The following is a 16,998-nucleotide window of genomic DNA, read 5'->3' as shown; positions in this document are numbered from 1 at the left end:
ACAAGCAAAACTAATAAAGAGTGTGTTTTATCGACTTGAAACCATCATTTCTTGAATTTGATCTTGTTTTGGTGAGAGGTCTTCACCAAAGTGATACATTTTCTCAATATTTATTTGATGCCACAACATGAACATGAGTACTGTCCATATTTTTCTGCTGTAATCGCCTCTGCCAGCTCGGTGTCCTTCTAAAAGATTCAGTACTACATCTTTATTAAGATATTGGTCTGTATGACTCGTCTGTATGAGTTGTATAGCCCAATCATACATCTCATTTTTTAACCAATGTCGAATTGGAACAGGGAAACCTAACTTACGGCGATGCAGCACAGAATCAGGAACGATCCCATTCATCGCTTCCCTTAGTGCATATTTTGTTGTTCCATTCGTTACTGTAAGACTTGGATGCAATTTGGAAGCAACATCGAATACTTCTTTATCAAGGAAAGGCACCCTTAGCTCTAGCGAATGAGCCATCGTCATCTTATCAGCCTTAACGAGAATATCGCCTCTCATCCAAGTATGAAGATCAATATATTGCATTTTATGAACATCGTGAAAAGCTCTCGCTTCCTCATACAACGGCTTAGTTACATTTTTGTAGTTATAAGCAGGACGATATTCTTTTAAGAGTTTGCTTTTTTCACTCTCTGAGAACATTTTCGCATTTCCAATATAACGTTCTTCAATTGTCATACTTCCTCGCTGCATAAAACTCTTCCCTTTAACACCTTCAGGTAGGATGCTTGCGATGGCAGCTAACCCTTTTGCAACACCTTTTGGCAATGAAGAAAGATGTCTTAATGAGTGAGGTTCATGATAGATGTTGTATCCTCCAAACAACTCATCAGCACCTTCTCCAGAAAGAACTACTGTCACGTGTTTTGCTGCTTCACGAGCGACAAAATACAGGGGAACAGCTGCTGGATCAGCTACTGGATCATCCATATGCCAGATGATTTTTGGAAGTTCTTTAATATATTCTTCAGGTTTAACTAAATAGTGGATATTTTCAACGTTTAATGCAGCAGCAGTTTGAACAGCTACATCAATCTCACTAAACCCTTCTCTTTCAAATCCGACCGTAAACGTTTTTAGCGATGGGTGCAGTTCACTCGCTAAAGCGACAATTGCACTTGAATCTATTCCTCCAGACAAGAAAGCCCCTACAGGAACGTCAGAACGCATATGAACTTTTACTGAATCTCGCATAACAGAACGAATTTCATTCTTCGCTTCTTCAAGTGTCATATTATTTGGTTTAAAACTAGGCTTCCAATACGATTGGATAGACATCGGTCTGCCCGCTTTTTTTACAAAATAATGGCCAGGTTCAAGCTTTTTGATCCCCTTTGTTAAAGTCATTGGCTCTGGCACGAATTGATAGGTCAAATAATGATGAAGTGCTTCGGCATCTACTTCTTGCTTTTCTTTAACAACGTTAATACTTTTCTTTTCAGAAGCACAGTATAGTCCTTCTTCATCCTCAAGATAGAAAAAAGGTTTGATCCCGAAACGGTCTCTTGCTCCATAAAGCTCTTTCTTATCTTTATCCCAGATTAAAAAGCCAAACATCCCTCGAAGTTCAGTAAAGGCTTTTTCTCTTCTCTCACTAAAAAGAGCGAGGATTACTTCGGTATCCGAATGGGTTTTAAACATATATCCTTTTTCTTCTAGATCTTTTCTTATTTCAACATAATTATATATTTCACCATTAAAAATAATCCAATAACGGTCATCTTCGTATGAAAGTGGTTGTTTACCACTTTCTATATCAATGATGCTCAGACGGCGAAAACCGAAGCGAACATACTGATCTACAAAATGACCACTATCATCTGGACCTCGATGAGTAATGATGTTAGTCATATTGATTAATTGCTCAGTTTCTTTTTGTTCTACCGTCTCAGGCGTGTTTAACATATATCCAATAAAACCGCACATTTTCAAGTTCCTCCCCAAAAAACAGTTCAAATGTCCACTTTTCATTTATTAAACCAAGTTAACTAATTGGTTTTCCAGAATATTATTTATTTCCCTTTATATGTGAATGAACTTCTCTATTATAACTCTGTAAATTCCAATCTTCACTAATTATTTGTTAATAATATGAAAAACAAGAAATCTGTACTATATTTGTCGAGAAAAGCGATTTAAAAGTTACAACTAACTTTAAATCATTGAGTTTGGATCTAAGATTCGGTCAGCTTCTTCTCTAGTTAAGATCTTTTTTGCAACCAGCACTTCTTTTAATGTCTTGCCTGTCTCGAAACTTTCTTTTGCTACCGCTGCTGCTTTTTCATAACCAATATGAGGGTTTAGCGCTGTTACAAGTGAAAGACTCTTCTCGAGCCAATTTTGTATGTTCTCTTCATTAGCAGTGATATCTTTTAAACATTTTTCTGTAAAGATAGTGATTCCATTACTCAAGATTGTGATAGATTGGAGCACATTGAAACCAATTACAGGCATCATTGCATTGATTTCTAGCTGACTTCCGATTGCAGCTGTGGACACACATGTGTCATTACCTATTACTTGTGAACAGATCATATACATGTTTTCTAAAATGACCGGGTTGATCTTGCCTGGCATGATCGATGATCCTGGCTGCACCGCTGGCAGCATGATTTCAGCAAATCCTGTCCTTGGGCCACTGCTTAACAGTCTAAGGTCACTCGATATTTTTATTAAGTGGAGAGCTAATTCTTTTAAGTGACCGCTTACTCGAATCGCTGCGTTCGTATTCTGCATAAAAGCATATGTATTGTCACTCTGTGTAAACGGCAGCTTCGTTTTTTGTGCAATCTGTTTTATTGCGAGTTGTGCATAATCAGGGTGAGCGTTTATTCCTGTACCTACTGCATTCCCACCCAATCCTAAAGCATATAAAGAGGTCTCTGAATGTTCTAAAGCATGCTTTACAGATTCTAGTGTGCCTCTGTAACCTTTGAATTCGCTGCCTAATCGAATAGGCACAGCATCCTGCAAATGTGTTCTGCCCGCTTTAATAATCTCGTGAAACTCTTTTTCTTTTTCCTTCAAAACTTGAATCAAACGACTAAGAGCGGGATAAAGGGTTGTTTGAAGTTCAGATGCAACTGAAATTTGTATAGCTGTCGGAATGGTATCATTGGTGGATTGTGACATATTCACATCATCATTGGGGTGAACAAGTGAATAATCACCTTTTTCCCCACCTAATATCTCAGAAGCACGTGAAGCTAGAACCTCATTCATGTTCATATTTTGAGAAGTGCCCGCTCCTGCTTGATAGGCATCTACAACAAATTGATCTCTCAAATCGCCGTTAACTACTTCATCTGCTGCCGAAATGATGGCATTCGCTTTTTCGTTACTTAGTTCCTTACATTCTCTATTCGCGAAGGCTGCGCTACCTTTAATGATAGCTTGTGCTTTTATGAATGATAACGGTAACCGAATACCGCTGATCGGAAAATTTTCTACCGCTCTTTGTGTTTGAGCTCCATAGTAGGCCTCTTTAGGGACCCTTACTTCCCCCAACGTATCTTTGGCAATTCGAAATTTATCCAAAATCTCTACCTCCTTAAGTAGCCTTATATCTTGTATCCCCTTCTTAAAAAAGATGTAACCCTTTTCCAAAAACACCTTTACTATGTAATTAATTGTTGTAAACAAAAAAACCGCCTAGTTAGACGGTTTTCGTTTTGTGCAGTGAAACGACCACAGCAGGCTCTTTTTTTATAAACTTATGCTCTGTTCTAAACCCTGCTTTCTTTTGTTTCAGAAAGGTCTTTTCCGATATTGGACGGGGCCTTGACCAGGAAAGGGAGTCAAGATTTTTCCAGTTATCATGTGTAATGATTTCACTTTTGTAATAATAACAGTTACCGCTTACGTATTCTTCACATATATAGCGGACTGTTTGTCGACTATGCATAACATCTCTCCATTTTTTTCTTTCATTATCCCCGCATAACTGTTCATCCATACTTAAGCAAAAAAAGGCCTGAAGACCCTACCTCCAAGCCTTAATCTGTTAGTCTCTAGTGTTCCACCACCACCAGCCACCAAATATCAAGATGAGAATAAATACTATAATTATTACAGCCCAGATCCAACCGTAACCATAGCCGCCATAACCGTAAGCTCCGTAAGCATACGGGGTATAGTAAGGATAATATGGAAATGCCATCCTGCTACCTCCTCTTATTTCTTTATGCGTTCTTACTCCTTATTAAAATATGTACGAAGTGGGTAAAGAGGAATAGAGGCAAACGCACAAATTTTGGCTTTCCATTACTTTTTTAAGTTTTAAAAGGCTGTTTTGGATGTTTTCTGATGCTCTATGCAAGTTGATTGGAGGGTAAGGTTGCAGACTCCTATGGGACGAGCGGTCAGGTGAGACACTTAAAGGCGCAAAGCGGCAGTCCGAAAAGTGGAAGTGACTCGTTTAGCCCCGACAAGCAAAAGATAAATGGGCTAGGAAGGCGTACTTTGCCTTCTTGACCGTTTAACTTTTGACCTCGAGGGGCTAGTCACTGCAACTAGACAGGGAGCTCACCGATCGCCCCATGGAAAGCGTGCAACCTGGAGCGGAAATCAACTGCAACAATGTAAGAATGCAAAATTTTTTAGAAAGTAATAAAAAAAGAGGAAATAATTTCTCGTTGTATCTTGTGGATCGATTGGTGAAACTACTCATAGAATTCTGCGGACGGAGGTAAGACATTCATGGCTCATGATGAAAAGCACAAATATTATCCAGGATATCGAATCAATGTGAATAATGTTCAAATTTATTATGAATACTTCGATCACGAAGATCCACATGCGAAAGTCTTAGTTCTCGTGCATGGATTTTTATCTTCTACGGTTAGTTTTAGAAAGCTGCTTCCTTACTTAACGAAGACGTATAAAGTATTGTCTATCGATCTTCCAGGGTTTGGACAGAGTGAAAAATCGACAAATTTCATCTACAAGCTTTCTAACTATGGACAACTGATTATAGATTTCTTAGACGCTTTAAACATTCAAAACGCCATATTGATCGGGCACTCTATGGGCGGCCAAATTTCTATGCATGCAGCAAAGAAGTCTCCAGAGCGAATTGAAAAATTAATCCTTCTTGGCTGTTGTTCATATGTAAAAAGAGCAAGCCGTTCTTTAATCGCATGCTCCTACTTACCGTTGTTTAGTTGGGGAATGCGCAATTGGATTCAGAGAAAAGACGTAAAAGAAAATTTACTTTCTGTCTTACATGACTCAAAGCTGGTTACGGAAGAAATGATTGAAAGTTATAGAAAACCGATTAGCGAGGTAGCGTTCATCCATTCTTTAGTCAGGCTATTACGGCAACGAGAAGGAGATATGTGCTCACAGGATTTAAATCAGATTCAGCAGCCCGTATTGATGTTATGGGGCAAAGAGGACAAAGTGATGCCCGTTAAAACAGGTTATCGTTTAAAACATGATCTACCTAGCGCTGAACTTATCGTCTATGATAAATGCGGACATCTGCTGATGGAAGAAAAGCCCCAAGAAATATGCAGTGAAATCACACGTTTTATTGAGCGAGGAATCACTCACGGAACTGATTTTCAACAAGAAACATCCTGATCATTTCTGATGTAATATAATTAATAAAAGAGGCTGAACCCATGTCTCCTAACAGGCTCAACCTCTTTTTTATTGTTCGCGACTCTTTGTCATCTGTTGCCACACTGTCCCCGCTGCCTCTTCACCGCTTTGGATCCGTTCGATCGCAATTTTCACTTGAAGAGATACTTCAAACTCAGGATCATCTTGAGCTGCTTTTAAAGCAGGAAGTGCTGTCTCGTCACCAACTTCAAATAAAAAGCGCGCCGCTCTCCATCTTACTAGTTTATTTTTATCGGATAATGCATCACACATTACAGGGATGGCTTTTGCATTTCCTAGATCAGATAATGCATCACCTGCTGTACGTCTTACCGAAACATTCTTATCCTCAAGAGCTAAGTATAAGAGGGGTAGCACAGCTTCATCCTCGATCATTCCTAAATAGACGACAGCCAAACGTCTTATAGAAGGTTTTTCGTCTTTAAGAGCCTGTTTCAATACCATTACATCATCAATAGATGGGTTTATTCGTTCTAATGCCGCATAACGTGTCTGCCAATCTGAGTCGCGAAGTTGTTTCGCTACTTCTGAAGTGGAAAGTGTTTCGACTTCAACTTCTTGTTCGGTATTTGTGCTATATGCTTGTTTTACTAATTGATCTAATCGTTCTTGAGGATAGACGGCTGATAGCTCTTCGGCTACTTCACTGCCTACTTGTTCAAATGTACCATAACGAACTCCTTGATCTTCCCATTGTCTTTCCATAACAAGGTTATCGGAAGAATCTTGAGCCTCTAGTGCAGCTTTACCAAATCGCTCAGCGAGTCCTACTCGTCTTTCTTCCTGTTCGGTTTTAAGTTTGATCTGCATAGGAAGTCCTCTAAACATCTGAACAAGAACCGTAATTTCTTTTATCTCATCTTCTTGCTGAGCTTGTTGATCAGAAGTATCAAGCTCTTCTTCTTGACCAAAAACGGATCTAACTCCCGCGAGTACATCTTCCCATTTCGCTCGAGGGTTTCGTTCTAGTGCAATGAAGTCTGCAACATGATAAATGCTTTTAACCCCGTCCACTTTAAGGATCTCTTGAATAAATTCTGGAGCATTCTCAGCTTCATCTTTCTTATAGTTGTAACGTTCAGATCCCGGCAGAGTTTCTGTTAGGTTAATCTTCATTGAATTTGGACTTGGAGTTGGTTCGATACCTGTAATTTTCATTTTCACTCACTCCTCATTTTCGTGTTTCAAATCTATGCGTAGCAGATATTCGTTGATCTGTTCTTTTTCCTTGTCCGTGAACTTATATTCACAATCAACACCTTCATCGTGCGCAATGATTTCTTGCAGCTCACCATTTCCATTATAGACAGCTAACGCACTTGGCTCATTGAGTCCTTCAGGAAAAATCTCAAGGTTGTCTATCTCAAAAGAAACATATACATTTGTCCATGGACCAACCTGCACCACATCATGCCCTGTAAAGTGTAAGGTTCCTTCAAAATAATTAGTAAATCCATATTTGTACATAGCCGTCCTCCAAGTAATATCTCTTATCTATTATAAGGAACAATAGGTAAAATCTCAAAAATGCAGGTTTTACTTTAGCAACACAGCGAGACCCATCATCAATTATTATTACAAAAAGAAAAAACAAACACATCATTTCGTGTTTGTTTATCTAGAAGGTTATTTTACTAGTTCTCTAAGAACGGCTCTCACAGGACTTCCATCAGCCTCGTCAAGGGAAAGTGGAAGAGCGATCAACTCGTATTCTCCTTCAGGCACTTCATCTAATACAAGTCCTTCTAATATATAAATGTTGTTCTCAAAAAGAGCATGATGTGCACATAGCTCTTTGCTATCTAGTGGATCAACGGAAGGCATATCTACACCGACCAAGCCGACTCCGCACTCGCTAAACAGTTTAACCACTTCTGGTAATATAGGCACGATCTGTTTTGGAAACACGGACCGATCTGTCCAACATCTTGTTTTAAACAGAACTCGTTTTGTACCAGCTTGCAGTTTATCTTTCACTGTCTCAGCCGTTATCTCTTTAGCGTTCGTCACATCAATAACGACCGCTCTTCCCACATATAAGTCGAGGTTTAAGCCCCCGATCCTTTCTCCGCTATTCGTGAAGTGATAAGGTGCATCAATATGTGTACCGGTATGTGTGCTCATCTCCACTTTTCCAACGTTTACAGAACCAGAATCTTCTTTCGTCCAAGCAAGATTGAAGTGATACGGTGTATCCCCTGGCCAACCTGGTACTCCGTTGTAAAGCGGCATGGATATATCAAATAATTTCACGACTGCCACTCCTTATGCAATAACTTCTCTCTTATTTTCATACTTCTCATATTCACGATTTTTCATGATCTTGCTTAATATTTTGACTGCTTCGAATACATCACGATAAGAATTATACAATGCCACAGGAGCTAAACGAATAATGTTAGGTGCTCTAAAATCCGGAACGATGCCATTGTCTTTTAATGCCTTGCAAATTCTCGCAGAATCATTATGCATGAGAGCAACATGCCCGCCTCTTCTTTTATCGTCTAGTGGATTTACGATCGTAAACTCGTTTTCAAGCTCTTGATTCAACAAGTCCATGAGCAGAGTCGTTAACTTTAAAGATTTCGTACGAATGCGGTCGATCTTGGCTTCCTCAAAAATAGATAACGATCCGATCAATGGTGCTGTGCTCAGCATATGCGGTGTTCCAATCTGGTAACCCCCCGCAGAATTTTCTGCATCAAAATGGTGATCCATATCAAACTGTGTTTCCTTTTTGCTCCCAAACCAGCCAGATAGCCCAGGCGTTTTCGTGAAATGCTTTTTATTGACATACAATCCACCGACTCCACCAGGACCTCCATTTACGTATTTGTAATTGCACCAAAATGCAAAATCAACGCCCCATTTACTGAGTTCGTGAGGAAGAGCTCCGATCGAGTGACAAAGATCGAATCCGATTGGTATATTTCTTTTATGTGCTTCACGTGTTAAACGTTCTATGTCTAACAATTGCCCGCTTCTATATAGGACAGATGGAAGTAAGATAAGAGCTACATCCTCTGTCATCCTATCAATAATATCTTGTTCATCAAGCGTTAAGCCATTCTTGCTTCCTACTTGAATCAAATCAGTATCTGGATTGAGCCCCTTTAATTTTAACTGACTTTGTAAGCCATAAATATCAGAAGGGAAAGTGAGCTCATCTGCTAATATCTTCGTTCTTCCCTCTTTTGGTTCAAAAAACGTAGCGACCAATTGATGAAGATTTACAGTAGTTGAACCTGTTACGATCACTTCTTTCGCTTCAGCTCCAACCAATATAGCAAGTTTCTCAGCAAGTTTTTCACTAAGAGTAAACCATGGGTATTTACCACCCATCCATCCGTCAATTCCATTCTCTTTCCAGTCATTTAATACATCGAGCAAAGATTGTTCTGCACGTTTAGATAGAAGACCTAGCGAGTTTCCATCTAGATAGATTGATTCATCTTTTGTATAGAACTCTTCTTTAAAAGAAGCCAGTTCATCATTTTGGTCCATAAGGTCTACTGTTTGCGCTGTTATTTGTCTCATTTTGTACTTTCCTCCCGAATGCAAGAATTGAAAACGTTTCCAATACAGAGTAATTTGACATATACATATCCCCTCTTCTTCCATTATGATAGACAGAAAGGGGGTGTTACCACTGAAACGTCTTTGGTGGTTCACAGGTATTGTAGTCGTATTCTTTTCGACAATCGCATTTATATATATGTATAATAACGCAGATTTACAAACGGTAGAAGAAAAAAAGATACCGAAACAAGAAAACACATCTACGCCAGAAGTAATAAAGACAGAGCCGATTTCTCCGGAGCCTGAAGAAATAAAAACAGATCTCACACTTGCTGCAGTTGGTGACATCTTGATTCATGATACGGTTTATAATAAAGCGAAAACTGCAAAAGGCTATGATTTTAATCGCAACTTCACCTCAGTAAAATCATATTTAACCGAGCCTGATATTACGATTGCTAACCAAGAAACAATGATTGGTGGTACACAGCTTGGTCTATCGTCCTATCCCTCGTTCAATTCACCACATGAAGTAGGTGATGCTTTAAAAGCAAACGGTGTTGATCTCGTTACCTTAGCAAATAACCATACACTTGACCGTGGAGAAAAAGCGATCGTAAGTGCCTTGAACTATTGGAATCAAATAGATGTGATGTACACCGGTTCATATTTAACAGACAAAGACAGACAAAATATTAGACTGATCAAAAGAAATGACATTACGTTATCCTTTTTGAGTTATACATACGGAACGAACGGAATTCCTGTACCTACAGGCAAGGATCATCTTGTCAATCTGATTGAAGTAGAGCGGATCAAGCGAGACATTAAAGAGGCTAGAAAGTTATCTGATGTGAATGTGGTATCTCTTCATTTCGGAAACGAGTATGAAAGGATGCCGAATGAGTTTCAAAAGAATATCGTAAAAGTTGTAACCGAAGCAGGCGGAGACATCATCATCGGTCACCACCCTCATGTTCTTCAGCCTGTAAAATGGGAGACCGCAAGTGACGGATCAAAAACGTTCGTCGCTTATTCTCTCGGTAATTTCTTATCTGGTCAAAGACGAGAATATAAAGACATTGGTGGGATCGTTCAGCTGAAGGTAACAAAACGGCAAAAAGGATCGGAAAAAACCATTGAATTATCAGAACCGAAATTTCTGGCGACCCATGTAGATCAAGCTTTTGTAATTCAACCGATGAAAGAATTACCTGGAACGAAAAAATCTTATGAAGAAATAAAAACTCATATGAAGCAGTGGGTTCCCGAACTTACTTTTTTTGAATAATCCTTCATAAAAATAGCTGACTCCTGCTTTTTAGGAGTCAGCTTACTTTTACTTTCCTTTTGATCTTGGGCTTTGGGTATCTCTTTTTGGTAATTCATCACTAAATTTTTCGTCAGAAAATTCTACATTTGTCATGCTTTCTGTTGGTGTTGAGTTGTTTTTCGCTGCTGCATCCCAAGCGTGTTTCCGTTTTGTCATGGTCTTTCCCTCCTTGTTTTTAGCATGTGTATTTATGCTGAAAAATAGCATGAGATGAACCGATAAATTTCTGATGATAAACAAAAAAACCGCACATGGCGGTTTCTCAGTGAAAACAAACTTTTTTATAGTACCATCGCTGCAATAAATCCAAAAGCGATTAATGGGATGTTGTAATGCAAAAATGTCGGCACACACGTATCCCAGATGTGATTATGCTGATTATCAACATTAAGACCAGAAGTAGGTCCAAGTGTACTGTCAGAAGCAGGGGAACCTGCATCACCTAACGCAGCCGCTGTACCGATCAACGCGATCGTCGCCATAACGCTTAGTCCTAATTCTCCAGCTAAGGGTACGAAGATTGTTGTTATGATAGGAATTGTTGAGAACGATGAACCGATTCCCATTGTTACGAGCAGACCGATAACTAGCATTAACAGTATGCCGAGAGCAGTCGAGTTACCGATAAATGAAGCACTGTCTTTAACTAATGTTTCTACTTCTCCTGTCTCGCGCATTACTGCTGCAAAACCTGCAGCAGTGATCATAACAAATCCAATATACGACATCATTTTCATACCTTCAGTTAATATTGCATCTGAAGCATTCAACTTTAACTGTCCGCTGAAATACAGAACGATAATCCCTGATAAAGCTCCGAAGATCATTGAGTCCGTTTGTAATTGTACAAACAATGTAGCGACAATTGCCAAAACAGCTACAATGATGGAACGAGCTGTATAAGATACATCATCTGTTTTAGTCATTCCGGTCGTTCTATCTTCATAAATGCGTGGTTTACGATACGTAATAAAGACAGCGATCAATAGACCTACAATCATGCCTAGAGATGGAATCGTCATCGCAGCTGGAATCTGGTCCATCTTAACAGTCAGTCCACTATCCTTCATGTTCGTCTGAAGAATCTCATGAAAGATTCCTCCGAATCCTACCGGAAACCACATATAAGGTGTGACCAATCCAAACGTAATAACAGTTGCAACTAACCTACGATCAAGCTGCAGTTCATTTAAAACGTGCAACAATGGTGGAATGAAGATTGGAATGATCGCAATATGAACTGGAATTAAGTTTTGGGAGAATGAAGAAATCATAAGGATGATAAATAAGATTAGTACTTTTGATAACGACTTCTTTTTTGATTCTCCTTCTTTTCCAACCAATACGATAGCTTTTTCAACCATCAGTTTTGGAAGTCCTGTACGAGATAACGCTACAGCAAAACTTCCTAATAACGCATAACTTAATGCGATGACTGCATTCGATCCTAACCCCTCAGTAAATACTGTTATGGTTTCTGTTAAACCCATTCCTGCTACGAATCCGCCTACTAAGGCTCCGATTAACAAAGCTACGACAACATGTATACGTAAAAGGCTAAGTACTAGCATAACAGCTACCGCTAATACCACAGCATTCATTTCATTTCCTCCTCAAATAACTTTATTGCTTTATTTCGCTAAATCACTAATATGTTAAACCTTTAACAAATTAACATGGATAACGGGATTTTGTCAAATCCAAAACAAAAACTGGCTCTCATCAGTGAGAACCAGCTTCGATTATTGATTATGCTTTAAAGTTTCTTACGAAGTTAACGAGTGTTCGAACCATAACACCTGTTGCTCCTTTTGGACCTAACTCTGTAGATTTTCCAGAATACGCAGTACCTGCGATATCTAAGTGGACCCAAGGCGTACTTTCGGCGAACTCGCCTACAAACAATCCACCTGTAATGGCATGACCCAGCCTGCCTGTTGAATTATTTAGGTCTGCAACATCACTTGTTTTTAACATATCTTTAAATGGCTGAAAACTTGGCAGGAGCCACAATAATTCTGCTTCATCAGCTGCAGATTGCTTAATATGTTCATAGAACTCTTCATCGTTGGTAAGAGCACCTGTTGTACAATCTCCGAGTGCAACAACAACTCCGCCAGTTAAAGTGGCAACGTCAACAATATATTTTGCTCCTTGTTCCTTTGCATACGTAATCGCATCAGCTAGGATAAGACGCCCTTCTGCATCCGTGTTGCGAACTTCAATTGTCTTACCACTCAGTGAAGTGATCACATCTCCTGGCTTCATAGCCTCTCCGTTGATCAAGTTCTCTGAGGATGGAATCACAAACATGATATTAATCTCTGGCTTCAGACGGCCGATCGCCTCCATCGCTCCCAATACAGCTGCACTTCCACCCATATCGCTCTTCATTTCATGCATGTTTAATGCTGGTTTGATCGAATAACCGCCCGCATCAAATGTTAATCCTTTTCCGACTAAGGCAACATACGAATCTTCCTTTTTACCGCCTTGATATTTTACTGTGATCAACTTAGGAAGCTGATCTGACCCTTTACTAACAGCGAGTATCGCTCCCATTCCTAGCTTCTCCATGTCTTCCTTTTCAAGGATCTCATATTCCATGCCATATTCGAGCGCAACATCAATTGCTTCAGCAGCAAGATCTGTAGGTGTAAGAAGATTCGCAGGTGTGTTCACAAGATCTCGAGCAAAGTTAATCCCTTTCGCATAAGCAAACCCGCTCGTCAGCCCAGCTTCAGCCTCACTGTTTTCCGTATATACAGTAACCGCTTCTAGCCGTTTTTGTGGTTCATTCGTTTTCTTTTTATAGTCTTCAAATTTATAAACCGCGGTACCTGCAGCTTCACTAAAGGCATGTGCAAGCTTTTCCATAGGGAGCTGATCTGTATGGAACGTATCTAGCAATATAGAAAATTGTTTTCTCTTTTCTTTTGTAATTTCTTGTACCGCTCTTCCAAATGTGCTTCTTGCTTTGTCATACGTGAAATCTTCGCGTTTGCCTAAACCCGCAAAATAGATTCTTTTCGTTCCAAGCTGACCTAGCGTATTAAGTTTTTTGATGCTTTTTAGGCGATTTGATAAATCACCGTCTTTTATAAGATCAGTCATTATTCCTTTTAATTCATTATCCATATCTGCCATTACACCAGTAAGTTTTGGTTCTTGAAATAAACCGACCAGTAGGACTTCTTCTTGTTCGCTGCTATTCCAAAGTTGTTTGATCGTAAACATGTTAAAGTTCCCCCTTTTTCGTTATAAAGCTCTGCTTCTCATTATACTCTTTCTTTTAGAATATTTCGAATTCACGTTGCTTTATTCTTCTAAATTTATATAAAGTTTTGGCAGGACTGGCAATTGAACAACTTCTTCAAATCTTACCCTGTCTGGAACTGATGGTATAACTCCAAGGCAATGCTCAATAAACATCAATACTCTCTCTACATCCAGCTGCCAATACGATGGTTTATACGAAGATAGATACTCTTTAGCTACCCTCATCATTTGCCTTGCCCCTTTAAGGTTTCCATATTCATAGTGATAGAGAGCAACCGTCATCTGTAGCAGTCCTTTGATGAACAAGTTACTGCGATCTGTGAGCCAGATCGCTTCTAACAAATCGTGTCCTGTGTAATAATCTCCATCGTTAAAAACAATAAAAAACTCGTAATATTCTTGAGGAAAATACTCCATTCTTACTCCCTCCCCCTCTTTCGTTCAATATTAGTAAAAGATTGAACTGTACCTAAATCGGGTAACAACTATCTAAAACAGCCATACTATAAACCACCATATTGAAAGGATAGTCCCCATGCCAGATATTCTATTAAATTTTCCATTGATAGCAGCTTTACTTGGTGTATTTTCTGCACAATTCTTAAAAATCCCTATCCATTTTTATCATACTAGAAAAATTAGATGGGAGTTATTTATAAGTACAGGAGGAATGCCAAGTTCACATTCAGCTTCTGTTACTTCCTTAGCAACAGCCGTTGGAGCCTTGCACGGTACAGGTTCAACTCTTTTCGCCATAGCTGCCATGTTTGCGATCATCGTCATGTACGATGCAAAAGGTATCCGTTGGCATGCAGGAGAACAAGCAGCAGTATTGAATGATTTAGTAGAGGAATTCAGAAACCACGTAAGAGAATCAGAGAAATTTCAGGAAAAAAAGGTGGAAGAACAAAGAAAAGAATTAAAAGAACTTCTTGGACATCGTCCTAGTGAAGTGTTCTTTGGCGGACTTCTTGGTATTCTTCAAACATTACTCTTATCATGGTTGTTCATATCATAGGAGGTTCTTCTCTTTGAGAATCATTTCAATTTGCCCAAGCAATACGGAACTGTTGCATTTTTTAGGATTAACATCAATGTTGGTCGGAGTCGATGACTTTTCAGATTGGCCAAAAGAAATTGAACAACTTCCGAGATTAGGTCCAGATTTATCGATTGATATGGATAAACTTCAATCTCTAGAGCCTGATCTTGTACTAGCTAGTTTAAGTGTACCTGGAATGGAGAAAAACATAGAGGAATTAGAGCGTCGTAATATTCCACATGTCATTTATAATCCACAAAGTCTTACTGATATCCAAAATGATCTGCTCGATTTGGGTAAAGTAACAAATCATTTGCCAGAAGCTGAAAAAGTAAATGAATGGATGAAGAATGAGATTACTCACTACGATAAAATTAGCAGCTCCATAAAAAAACGAAAAAAAGTATATTTTGAGTGGTGGCCTAAGCCCATCTTTACACCTGGTAGGGTGAACTGGCTCTCAGAGATCGCTTATCTTGCTGGCGGAGAAAACGTGTTTCAAGACGTAGAATTGGCAAGTGTTCAAACATCGTGGGAAGATGTTGTAACTCGCGAGCCAGATATCATAGGAATGGTTTGGGTCGGTGTTAAAACAGAAAAGATGAAGGTTTCCCACATTAAAAAGAGAGAGGGATGGGACCATCTAGAAGCTAACACGCGCACTGAAATCTACAAACTTGAAGAATCCCTCTTTTGTAGACCCTCACCACGGTTAATCATCGGAATGAAACGATTAGCTGCACTTGTTCATCCGAATGACTTTCCTGCATTCTTACCAGAAGAAGAGGAAAGCTACATAAAAAAGCTTCAGGTCACTTAAACCTGAAGCTTTCATCATTTATATAAGTATTGCTGTCTGAACACTTGCATGGACTTTTCTTCGTTTAGATCATTCAGTTCATTTTCAGTTATCTTTCCGTCTCCACGCTCGACAATATACACATCAATATTTTTCTTGCCCCACTCTTTATACACTTCGTCTACCGTATTATAAAAGAGATCTAACCTGTTCCCTTTAATGGCTGATCCAGTATCTGCCACTACTCCATATCCGTATCCTGGAATCCATAGAACGGTGCCTATCGGAAAGATTGAAGTATCTGCTGCAATGGTAGAATAGAGGTCTCTTCTCACCTTTAACCCTGATTTGGTGATTCCGTATGCAGGATGACTTTTAGTCTTTCCTGTACTCTCATGACCTGCCGTATAGCCAGTTGCTGTTACTTTAACTGAGGGATATTGAGTAAGATTCATCTCATCTTCAAGGGATCGCTGCTTCACCTCAGCAGAAGAAACCATCATGTTAGGGTTATAAATTGTAGGCAATGTCTTCAGGGACTCTGTTAAAACACTAAGTGTAGCCTCAACAATCTTGTTGTCTGACTGTGTTTCATCTAGCCATGTTGCTAGATCATCTGCTTGTACACCAGAAATGGAACGAAATGTCGTAAATATTGCACAGATGAATAGGATAACGATCGTGGTTCTCTTTACAATTTTTCTTAAAATCAACAAAAATTGTCCACTCCTCTCCTATCTATTCCTTCCCAGGCTAGTTATTATGTATACCCGTTTCTTAATAAAAGGAAAAAAGTGCAAATAAAAAAACCCCTAAATAAGGGGCTTTTTAAAACATCTGATAACCGCGTACCCGCAACATCTTAATGGCAACTCCGGAAAGGATCGCACCGATTAATCCACAAGCAAGAATCGTAATATCAGATACTGACAAATTTAGAAGATCACTTCCAAGTAGTCCGAAGCTCGTACCTGGCTTTGTAAAATACTCGAAAAACCGAATGTCATCTACTATCATAATGACGACTATTGGATATAGAATAACCATAAACCAAGTAGCACGTAAAAGCATATTAAATAAGAAACCGATTCCAAAGAATAGAACCATAAACAGCAACATTGAAATAATGAATTGCGGCAATAGCAAATCCATGATGTAGACACCCCCATAATCCTTAGGTTAGTTTACTAAACGGGGGCATATACGTCAATCGTGTTTGAGAGCGTTACGGTTTTAAGCTCTTTTTTTACCGCTTCCGCAGCATTCCACACACGTTTCAGATCCTCCAAGCAAGAGCTGAAAATAACCCTTTCCCTCACAGTATGGACATTGATCATGTTTTTTCTGAATCGCATGTTTTCTCATGTTGTAACACTCCCTCTT

At 39.2% G+C, this 16,998-nt stretch carries 18 protein-coding genes; 4 read left to right on the top strand and 14 right to left on the bottom strand.

What is annotated here, in order from left to right; all coding sequences use genetic code 11:
• Nucleotides 1–27: 27 nt before the first annotated feature.
• The 3 genes from asnB to IHV11_RS02265 all read right to left on the bottom strand — a co-directional run bounded on the left by asnB (nt 28) and on the right by IHV11_RS02265 (nt 4,177).
• On the bottom strand, nt 28–1,944 hold the full coding sequence (asnB, locus tag IHV11_RS02275; RefSeq protein ID WP_197193572.1) for an asparagine synthase (glutamine-hydrolyzing): 1,917 nt from the start codon (nt 1,942–1,944) through the stop codon (nt 28–30).
• A 228-nt stretch (nt 1,945–2,172) separates the two neighbouring features.
• A complete protein-coding gene (locus tag IHV11_RS02270) occupies nt 2,173–3,555 on the bottom strand; it encodes a class II fumarate hydratase (RefSeq protein ID WP_197193571.1) in 1,383 nt (460 codons plus the stop codon).
• A gap of 466 nt (nt 3,556–4,021) precedes the next feature.
• A complete protein-coding gene (locus tag IHV11_RS02265) occupies nt 4,022–4,177 on the bottom strand; it encodes a sporulation protein YjcZ (protein WP_197131979.1) in 156 nt (51 codons plus the stop codon).
• A gap of 539 nt (nt 4,178–4,716) precedes the next feature.
• Between IHV11_RS02265 and IHV11_RS02260 the strand changes: the two genes are divergently transcribed.
• Nucleotides 4,717–5,601 carry an alpha/beta fold hydrolase gene (locus IHV11_RS02260; protein WP_197193570.1) on the top strand — a complete coding sequence of 295 codons (885 nt, stop codon included), beginning with the start codon at nt 4,717–4,719 and terminating at the stop codon, nt 5,599–5,601.
• A gap of 69 nt (nt 5,602–5,670) precedes the next feature.
• Here IHV11_RS02260 and IHV11_RS02255 read toward each other — a convergent pair whose 3' ends face one another.
• The 4 genes from IHV11_RS02255 to kynU all read right to left on the bottom strand — a co-directional run bounded on the left by IHV11_RS02255 (nt 5,671) and on the right by kynU (nt 9,180).
• The gene (locus IHV11_RS02255; protein WP_197193569.1) at nt 5,671–6,801 is read right to left on the bottom strand and encodes a conserved virulence factor C family protein; all 1,131 of its coding nucleotides are present in this window, start codon (nt 6,799–6,801) and stop codon (nt 5,671–5,673) included.
• Nucleotides 6,802–6,807: 6 nt separating this feature from the next.
• Nucleotides 6,808–7,110, bottom strand: coding sequence for a hypothetical protein (locus IHV11_RS02250; protein ID WP_197189658.1), 303 nt, complete (start codon nt 7,108–7,110; stop codon nt 6,808–6,810).
• Nucleotides 7,111–7,269: 159 nt separating this feature from the next.
• Nucleotides 7,270–7,896 carry an arylformamidase gene (gene kynB, locus IHV11_RS02245; protein WP_197193568.1) on the bottom strand — a complete coding sequence of 209 codons (627 nt, stop codon included), beginning with the start codon at nt 7,894–7,896 and terminating at the stop codon, nt 7,270–7,272.
• A 12-nt stretch (nt 7,897–7,908) separates the two neighbouring features.
• Nucleotides 7,909–9,180 carry a kynureninase gene (gene kynU / locus IHV11_RS02240; protein WP_197193567.1) on the bottom strand — a complete coding sequence of 424 codons (1,272 nt, stop codon included), beginning with the start codon at nt 9,178–9,180 and terminating at the stop codon, nt 7,909–7,911.
• Nucleotides 9,181–9,283: 103 nt separating this feature from the next.
• On the opposite strand from kynU, the gene IHV11_RS02235 reads away from it, so the two are divergent.
• The gene (locus IHV11_RS02235) at nt 9,284–10,453 is read left to right on the top strand and encodes a CapA family protein (RefSeq protein WP_370568615.1); all 1,170 of its coding nucleotides are present in this window, start codon (nt 9,284–9,286) and stop codon (nt 10,451–10,453) included.
• Nucleotides 10,454–10,501: 48 nt separating this feature from the next.
• On the opposite strand, the gene IHV11_RS02230 is transcribed toward IHV11_RS02235, so the two are convergent.
• From IHV11_RS02230 to IHV11_RS02215, 4 genes are all read right to left on the bottom strand, one after another.
• A complete protein-coding gene (locus tag IHV11_RS02230; protein ID WP_197131995.1) occupies nt 10,502–10,651 on the bottom strand; it encodes a hypothetical protein in 150 nt (49 codons plus the stop codon).
• Between the two features lie 125 nt (nt 10,652–10,776).
• On the bottom strand, nt 10,777–12,096 hold the full coding sequence (locus IHV11_RS02225) for a Na+/H+ antiporter family protein (protein ID WP_197193565.1): 1,320 nt from the start codon (nt 12,094–12,096) through the stop codon (nt 10,777–10,779).
• Between the two features lie 148 nt (nt 12,097–12,244).
• Nucleotides 12,245–13,732, bottom strand: a complete 1,488-nt coding sequence (locus IHV11_RS02220) for a leucyl aminopeptidase (protein ID WP_197193564.1) — start codon at nt 13,730–13,732, stop codon at nt 12,245–12,247.
• Between the two features lie 81 nt (nt 13,733–13,813).
• Entirely contained in the window at nt 13,814–14,191 is a 378-nt protein-coding gene (locus tag IHV11_RS02215; protein ID WP_197193563.1) for a DUF309 domain-containing protein, read from the bottom strand.
• 118 nt (nt 14,192–14,309) lie between these two features.
• Here IHV11_RS02215 and IHV11_RS02210 point away from each other — a divergent pair, with 118 nt between their 5' ends.
• The gene (locus IHV11_RS02210; RefSeq protein ID WP_197132004.1) at nt 14,310–14,792 is read left to right on the top strand and encodes a divergent PAP2 family protein; all 483 of its coding nucleotides are present in this window, start codon (nt 14,310–14,312) and stop codon (nt 14,790–14,792) included.
• Between the two features lie 13 nt (nt 14,793–14,805).
• Entirely contained in the window at nt 14,806–15,636 is an 831-nt protein-coding gene (locus IHV11_RS02205) for an ABC transporter substrate-binding protein (protein WP_197193562.1), read from the top strand.
• A gap of 14 nt (nt 15,637–15,650) precedes the next feature.
• Here IHV11_RS02205 and IHV11_RS02200 read toward each other — a convergent pair whose 3' ends face one another.
• From IHV11_RS02200 to IHV11_RS02190, 3 genes are all read right to left on the bottom strand, one after another.
• On the bottom strand, nt 15,651–16,331 hold the full coding sequence (locus IHV11_RS02200) for a 3D domain-containing protein (RefSeq protein WP_231620173.1): 681 nt from the start codon (nt 16,329–16,331) through the stop codon (nt 15,651–15,653).
• A 112-nt stretch (nt 16,332–16,443) separates the two neighbouring features.
• Complete coding sequence (locus tag IHV11_RS02195; protein ID WP_197132010.1) at nt 16,444–16,767, bottom strand: YuiB family protein; 324 nt, start codon at nt 16,765–16,767, stop codon at nt 16,444–16,446.
• Between the two features lie 81 nt (nt 16,768–16,848).
• Nucleotides 16,849–16,980 carry a YuiA family protein gene (locus IHV11_RS02190; RefSeq protein ID WP_171005383.1) on the bottom strand — a complete coding sequence of 44 codons (132 nt, stop codon included), beginning with the start codon at nt 16,978–16,980 and terminating at the stop codon, nt 16,849–16,851.
• Nucleotides 16,981–16,998 lie beyond the last annotated feature (18 nt).

The sequence above is a fragment of the Fictibacillus sp. 26RED30 genome (assembly GCF_015903845.1).
In the GTDB taxonomy this organism is placed as follows: Bacteria; Bacillota; Bacilli; order Bacillales; family Fictibacillaceae; genus Fictibacillus; species Fictibacillus phosphorivorans.
This window is presented reverse-complemented; position numbering and strand designations above follow the sequence as displayed.

What these genes read in the sequence shown, in the direction of transcription:
- asnB (WP_197193572.1), bottom strand. Translation starts at nt 1,944, where the DNA reads ATGTGCGGTTTTATTGGATATATGTTAAACACGCCTGAGACGGTAGAA.
- IHV11_RS02265 (WP_197131979.1), bottom strand. Translation starts at nt 4,177, where the DNA reads ATGGCATTTCCATATTATCCTTACTATACCCCGTATGCTTACGGAGCT.
- IHV11_RS02260 (WP_197193570.1), top strand. Translation starts at nt 4,717, where the DNA reads ATGGCTCATGATGAAAAGCACAAATATTATCCAGGATATCGAATCAAT.
- IHV11_RS02255 (WP_197193569.1), bottom strand. Translation starts at nt 6,801, where the DNA reads ATGAAAATTACAGGTATCGAACCAACTCCAAGTCCAAATTCAATGAAG.
- IHV11_RS02250 (WP_197189658.1), bottom strand. Translation starts at nt 7,110, where the DNA reads ATGTACAAATATGGATTTACTAATTATTTTGAAGGAACCTTACACTTT.
- kynU (WP_197193567.1), bottom strand. Translation starts at nt 9,180, where the DNA reads ATGAGACAAATAACAGCGCAAACAGTAGACCTTATGGACCAAAATGAT.
- IHV11_RS02230 (WP_197131995.1), bottom strand. Translation starts at nt 10,651, where the DNA reads ATGACAAAACGGAAACACGCTTGGGATGCAGCAGCGAAAAACAACTCA.
- IHV11_RS02225 (WP_197193565.1), bottom strand. Translation starts at nt 12,096, where the DNA reads ATGAATGCTGTGGTATTAGCGGTAGCTGTTATGCTAGTACTTAGCCTT.
- IHV11_RS02220 (WP_197193564.1), bottom strand. Translation starts at nt 13,732, where the DNA reads ATGTTTACGATCAAACAACTTTGGAATAGCAGCGAACAAGAAGAAGTC.
- IHV11_RS02215 (WP_197193563.1), bottom strand. Translation starts at nt 14,191, where the DNA reads ATGGAGTATTTTCCTCAAGAATATTACGAGTTTTTTATTGTTTTTAAC.
- IHV11_RS02210 (WP_197132004.1), top strand. Translation starts at nt 14,310, where the DNA reads ATGCCAGATATTCTATTAAATTTTCCATTGATAGCAGCTTTACTTGGT.
- IHV11_RS02195 (WP_197132010.1), bottom strand. Translation starts at nt 16,767, where the DNA reads ATGGATTTGCTATTGCCGCAATTCATTATTTCAATGTTGCTGTTTATG.
- IHV11_RS02190 (WP_171005383.1), bottom strand. Translation starts at nt 16,980, where the DNA reads ATGAGAAAACATGCGATTCAGAAAAAACATGATCAATGTCCATACTGT.